The organism is Pelomonas candidula (assembly GCF_043555985.1).
In the GTDB taxonomy this organism is placed as follows: Bacteria; Pseudomonadota; Gammaproteobacteria; order Burkholderiales; family Burkholderiaceae_C; genus Pelomonas; species Pelomonas candidula.
In genome coordinates this window covers 250964-256963 of the sequence record NZ_JBIGIC010000012.1, presented here as the reverse complement: position 1 = coordinate 256963, position 6000 = coordinate 250964, and the positions used below count along the sequence as shown (strand labels likewise).

4 protein-coding genes are annotated in these 6000 nt (G+C 68.9%); 1 reads left to right on the top strand and 3 read right to left on the bottom strand.

The window, feature by feature from the left end:
* The first annotated feature begins 212 nt into the window (after positions 1 to 212).
* Complete coding sequence (locus ACG04R_RS22230; RefSeq protein WP_394415818.1) at positions 213 to 1250, top strand: PA0069 family radical SAM protein; 1038 nt, start codon at positions 213 to 215, stop codon at positions 1248 to 1250.
* A gap of 15 nt (positions 1251 to 1265) precedes the next feature.
* On the opposite strand, the gene ACG04R_RS22225 is transcribed toward ACG04R_RS22230, so the two are convergent.
* The 3 genes from ACG04R_RS22225 to ACG04R_RS22215 form a co-directional block, all read right to left on the bottom strand.
* The gene (locus tag ACG04R_RS22225; RefSeq protein ID WP_394415811.1) at positions 1266 to 2297 is read right to left on the bottom strand and encodes a lysozyme inhibitor LprI family protein; all 1032 of its coding nucleotides are present in this window, start codon (positions 2295 to 2297) and stop codon (positions 1266 to 1268) included.
* 57 nt (positions 2298 to 2354) lie between these two features.
* Complete coding sequence (locus ACG04R_RS22220) at positions 2355 to 4031, bottom strand: phosphoethanolamine transferase (RefSeq protein ID WP_394415810.1); 1677 nt, start codon at positions 4029 to 4031, stop codon at positions 2355 to 2357.
* Positions 4032 to 4121: 90 nt separating this feature from the next.
* Entirely contained in the window at positions 4122 to 5756 is a 1635-nt protein-coding gene (locus ACG04R_RS22215) for a response regulator (protein WP_394415809.1), read from the bottom strand.
* Between the last annotated feature and the right edge of the window lie 244 nt (positions 5757 to 6000).

Here is a 6000-nt window from a genome sequence, read left to right as displayed (position 1 = left end):
GCATCCTTCATCCTTGGCCAAACCAGCGCTTCGACGCCACCCACCCAAGGCAGGAGCCCGGTGCGGGAATTCTGCACGCCGGGATCTGCGCGGGGGGCGCCCGGTAACGGGTGGCCCTATCGCAATTGTCGCCCGCTCCCACCCGCATCGCCGCTGCCCAGCCCAGCCTTGTCCCCGTCGAGTCCATCAAGGGCCGCGGCACGGCCACCGCGATGCCGCATCGCTTCGAGCAGCGCGAGCGCGAGCAGTACGACGACGGCTGGGGCTCGCTGGACCAGCAGGCCGCCGAGGAGCACGTGCCGGTCGCCACTCAGGTCATCGAGGAGCTGGCCAAGAAGATCGTCACCAGCAACCAGTCGCCGGACATCTCGTTCGACTACTCGATCAACCCCTACCGCGGCTGCGAGCATGGTTGCATCTATTGCTTTGCCCGGCCCACGCACAGCTACCTGAACCTGTCGCCGGGGCTGGACTTCGAGACGCGCATCGTTGCCAAGGTCAACGCGGCGGAGCGGCTGCGTGAGACGCTGGCCGGCGCGCGCTACGAGCCCCGCTCGCTGGTGCTGGGCACGGCGACGGATGCCTATCAGCCGGTGGAGCGCCGGCTGGGCATCACGCGCCGCATCGTCGAGGTGCTGGCCGAGACGCAGCACCCGTTCTCGGTCGTCACGAAGAGCAGCGGCATCGAGCGTGACCTCGACCTCATCGCGCCGATGGCCGCGCAGGGGCTGGTGTCGGTCTACCTGTCGGTGACGACGCTGGACAACGACCTCGCCCGCATCCTGGAGCCGCGCGCCGCGGCACCGGCGCGGCGGCTGCGCACGATCAAGGCGCTGGCGGACGCGGGCGTGCCGGTGGGCGTCAGCGTGTCGCCCATCATCCCGTTCATCAACGAGCCCGAGCTGGAGCGCATCCTCGAGGCGGCCGCCGAGGCCGGCGCGCGGAGCGCCTTCAGCATCCCGGTGCGCCTGCCCTGGGAGGTGAACCCGCTGTTCCAGGACTGGCTGCAACGCCACTTCCCTGACCGGGCGGACCGTGTGATGGCCCGCATCCGCGACATGCGCGGCGGCAAGGACAACGACGCGCGCTTCGGCTCGCGCTTCACCGGCGAAGGCATCTGGGCCGAGCTGCTGCAGGCGCGGCTACGCCGGGCGGTGGCGAAGCTGGGGCTGCGCAACGAGCGGCGGCCGGTGCAGCTGGCGCTGTTCCAGCGGCCGCGCAAGCCGTCGGCGCAGGGGGATCTGTTCTAGGGCCGCGTGTACAAGTCACTGCCCGCCGAGCGATGAGAAATCGCAGGCCGGCGCCGACTTGTCGATGAGGAGCGGCTTGAGCATGTCCCAGGTCACGGTGATGGGCACGGGCGTTTCCGCGTAGCCGCCCGCCTCGTAGATCTCCATGCTGACCTGCAGGCCGGTTGGCGTGATCAACCAGCGCGTTTCGTCCGCCGCCGCTGCGCGGATGGCCTGCTCCGCCTCGGCGGTTTTCAGTGCGTTCGGTTGACGCAGATGGGCCTGCCAGAACAGCGTGGGCAGTCGTGTTTTCCAATCCGCCTGTGGGGCGAAAAGGTCGGCGGCCGTCATGGCTCGCATGCCGGCCTGCAGCAAGGTCGTCGTGGTGGCGTGGCCGCCGGAGCCGTGCGGGGTGCCGTGGGCGTAGAAGTAGCTTGTGGCCTGCACGCTCAACAGCTTGTCGCTGGCGCAGCCGATCAGCGTATCGCTGTCGGTATCGGCTGATTCGTCGTCGTCACTGTCTCGTGGAGCTGCGGGCGGTGTGGGTGGGGTCTGGGCGCGGTTCCAGGCCTGCACGGCGGGCGTGACCGGGCCGTCGAATTGCAGCCGACCCACGTGACGGGTCACGACGCGGCCCGGGCTGCCGGTGTCGTCACCGGCGGGTGCGGGATGCGTGGCGTACTGGTCGACATGGGTCAGCACGAGGGCGCCGAGCTTCACGCCCGCCTGGTCCAGGCCGCGGATGCGGCTGTTCAGCTCGTTCATCAGGCAGGCTTCGCCGGCCGGCCGCGGTTGTGCGTCCTGTGCCGGCGTGCAGACCTTCTGCACGTAACGCAGCCACGAACGCTGGGAAGCTTTCAGCGCGGCAGCGCCGGCGGGGCTGAGCACCAGCAGTGCGCGCTGGTAGGACCGCGCCATGCGCTCGTCCAGCGTGGACAGCACCGCATTGCCGCAGATGGCCTGTTCCATGGGCGACCTGGCCTGTCGGCAGTCGAAGCTCGCGGCGCTGGCGCTGGCACACGACAGCAGTGCCAGCAGCGCGGCTACGGCGCGATGTTGCGTGGTCATGCTCATCTCTTGTTCTCCCTGTTCAAACCAAGCCACCGCGGTGGTGCCTGAGGCGCTCTAGGTGCGGCAGCCTGCCAGCAAGTCCCACTCGGGCTTGTAGACATCCGCCCGCGCGCCCACCCAGCCCATCGCGGTGTGGAACAGGTTGTCATGCGAAGCCGGCTTGTCGCGCAGCGCGGCCAGGCAGCCGGGCTTCAGCGACGCGGCCAGCGCGCCGCCTTCGGGCACCCACAGCACCATGGGCACGTGCGTCTGTTCGGCCGGTGCCATCGCGTAGGGCATGCCGTGCAGGTACAGGCCGTTCTCGCCCAGCGACTCACCGTGGTCGGACACATAGAGCATGCCGGCATCGAAGCGGCTGCTCTGCGTCTGCAGCCACGCGATGGAGCGGGCCAGCAGGCGGTCGGTCGTCGCGATGGTGTTGTCGTAGCCGTTGACGACCTGCTGGCGCTCGCAGTCCTGCAGCTGGTTGCTCCTGCACTCGGGCAGGAAGGGCTTGAGGTCGTCCGGCGAGCGCTTGAAGTAGGCCGGCCCGTGGCTGCCCATCTGGTGCATGACGAGCACGAGGCCGCGCTTCAGGCGCTCGGGGTCCAGCGCGGCGATGCGCTTGTCCAGCTCGTGCAGCAGCGACTCGTCGAAGCACTCCGCGCCTTCGAGGTCGTCCTGGTGGCACAGGCCGGCCGGCAGCGGCGCGGCGCCGTCGGGCAACTTGGCGGTGAAGCTGTTGGGGACGCGGTCGCACAGGCCCTTGCAGCCGCTCTGGTTGTCCAGCCACAGCACGGCCAGGCCTGCGCGCTGCAGCACGTCGAGCAGGTTCTCCTGTGGCTTGTCGGCGTCGAAGCCGGCGCGCCCCTGCGGCGCGAACATGCAGGGCAGGGAGGCTGCGGTGGCGGTGCCGCAGGAGGTGACGTTCCTCAGGCTGACGACAGGCAGCCTGGCCAGTTCCGGGTTGGTGGGGCGCGCATAGCCGTTGAGGCTGAAGTTCATGGACCGCGCCGTCTCGCCGACGACCAGCAGCAGCAGCGGCGGCTTGGCGCCTTCGGCACGCGGCAGCAGGTGGGCGTCCGCACCGATGACGGCCGGCGGGCCCTTGGGGCCGGACAGGCTGCGCACGCCGACGCTGCTGACCGAGTAGACGGCGTTCAGCGGCGTCACCATGTAGCGGATGGACTTGTTGTTGCGCATCGTCGAGGACAGCGTCGCGAACACGCTCAGCGCCAGCAGCACCATCGCGACCAGGCCCAGCCCGAAGCCCGCGAGATTGCCGCCCAGCCGTTTGCCGGCCGACTGTGCCGGCGCCTTCGGGCGGCGCAGCAGCCACCAGGCGGGCAGGGCGCCCAGCAGGAGCAGGCTGGTGAACAGTTTCCAGCTCAGCAGGTCGCGCGTCTCGCGCATGTCGGTCTGCACCATGTTCACGACCATGGTCGGGTCGAAGACGATGCCGTAGCTGCCGATGAAGTAGGCCAGTGCGCCGGCGCCGAGCAGCAGCACGAGCAGCACGCCCTTGATGAGCCGCGGCCAGGCCAGCAGGCTCAGCACGGCGCCGGTGGCGACGACGACCATGCCGGCGAAGGCGACCGTGAAGCCGATGCCCACGCCGGGCAGCGTCTGCAGTTGCTTCCACAGCGGCCAGTTCGCCAGCACGCCCATCCACAGGGCGGCCAGCCAGGCTTGGGTGAGGGGACGCGAGGTGTCGGGGCGGAACCAGGCCAGCAGGCGCTTGAGCAGAGACATCGGGAGGAAGCAGAGAACGCAGTAACGGCGGCAGGCCGCATTCTCGCGGTGCCGCGTAAAGCGCCGCCCTGGGTTACACGCGCGGCGGGTTCAGGCAGCCGTGGCCGCGGCTGTGGATGTGCGCAGCGCCAGGCCACCCGTCGACCGGATCTTGGACGGCTCGCCTGCCATGGGCTTCACGAAGCGGTTGTGCAGGTCGGCGATGTTTGCCGCCAGTTCGTCGGCATCGTCGATCTTGTCGGCATGGCGTTTCAGCACCAGGCCCGCCATGTCGATGAGCTTCGCGTTGCGGGTCTGTCCACCCTGCTGGATGAGCAACTCGACGGCGACGCGCGCCGTGCCGCGCAGCGAATGGCGCATGGCCGTCTCGGCCACGCTGAAGATCTGCTGGTGGCATTCGCGGAACTGCTCGGCGGCCCCGAGGTGGCCCTCGGTCATCGCCACCAGGACCTCCGTGCTCGCCTTGGCCGAGCAGTGCCGCATGCCCAGCGCCTTCAGGATGGGCATCATCTCCTCGAGCTCCACCTCCTGGCTGGACAGGCGAATCCACAGCGCGGTCAGCAGTGACGCGGCCTCCAGGTCGAAGTTGCCGGCGTCGGCATGCGCCGTGAACTCCCGCGCGATGACCAGTGCCTGGCCGACGCGGCGCTCCAGTAGACAGGCCAGCCCGCGGAAGACGAGGTCGAAGCGCTGCAGGCGGATCGAGCCTGGCGAGCGCTCCATCGCGGAGGCCAGCGCGTCGTGGGCGTACTTGAAGCCCTTGAAGTCCTTGCTGTCGAAGCGCATCAGGCCGACGAGCACGAGGCTGAGCATGTCGAACAGCTTGGAGCGCAGCCCTTGCGACATGGCACGCTCCAGCATGCGCAGCGCTTCGGCACGTTGTCCGGCGTAATAGCCCAGCGCGCCGCAGCGCTGCAACCGCAGCAGGCAGCCCGGGGTCAGCGTGGCAGCGGTCTGGTAGGTCTTCAGCGCCTCCTGCAGGTCGCCCTGTTCCATCTGCACATGGCCCATCAGGTCGTGCGAGTCGGCGTAATCGGGCAACTCGCCGATGAGGTTCTCCAGCGTGCGCCGCGCCTTCTGCAGGTTGCCGCTGGCGACCTCGGTGCGCGCCACCCCGAGGCGCGCCCATGGCACGGTCTTGGCTGCGATGATGGCGTCGTACAGCAGCTTGGCGTCCTCGAAACGCTTGAGCCGCAGCAGCAGTTCGGCACCGATGCGTGCCGCGTAGAGCCAGTATTTGCCGCGGGCCTTGAAGCGTGCCAGGCAGGACTCGGCGGCCGTCTCGAAATCCTGGTTCTCGATGGCCTCGAAGATGTCCTTCAGGATGCGCTTGCGCAGCCGTGCGCTGGCCAGCCGCTCGGCCAGGTTGGCGCTGGTGTAGGGCTTGATGAGGTAGGCATCGAGCGCAGCCTCGGCGGCCTCGGCGACCTTGGCGTAGGTGGCCTCGCTGGTCACCATGACGAAGACGGTGGAGTAGGGCAGCAGGCCTTCACGGCGCAACTCGTCCAGCAGGTCCTGCCCCGACGTGTCGCTCGCGTCGAAGTGGTAGTCACACAGCACGATGTCGAAGGTCTGGTGCTCCAGCATCACGCGGGCGTCCTTCACGCGCGGCGTCTGGCGCACGGTGCCCACGCCGAGGTCGCGCAGTTGCGCCGACATCAGGCTGCGTGAATTGGCATTGCTGTCGATGATCAGCGCCGATGCGTCCTGGATCGTGTCGTCCATCAGGAACATGCGACCCCCATGCCCGGCGCGGCGCCGTGGCTTTTGATTGGAAATCGCGGTGGCTGCATCACTTATGAGTCATCGGCATGACAACCGCTGGAATGTAGGGGCTACAGGGCGTGCGGCGTGATGTGGTTTGCGCGTACTTGGGGAGCTGCCGTGACTTTAGGCGCACCGGGCCGGGCCCGCCGCCTCGTCGGCGGGCATGAAAAAGCCGCGGGCCCTGAGGGGCGCCGCGGCTTGG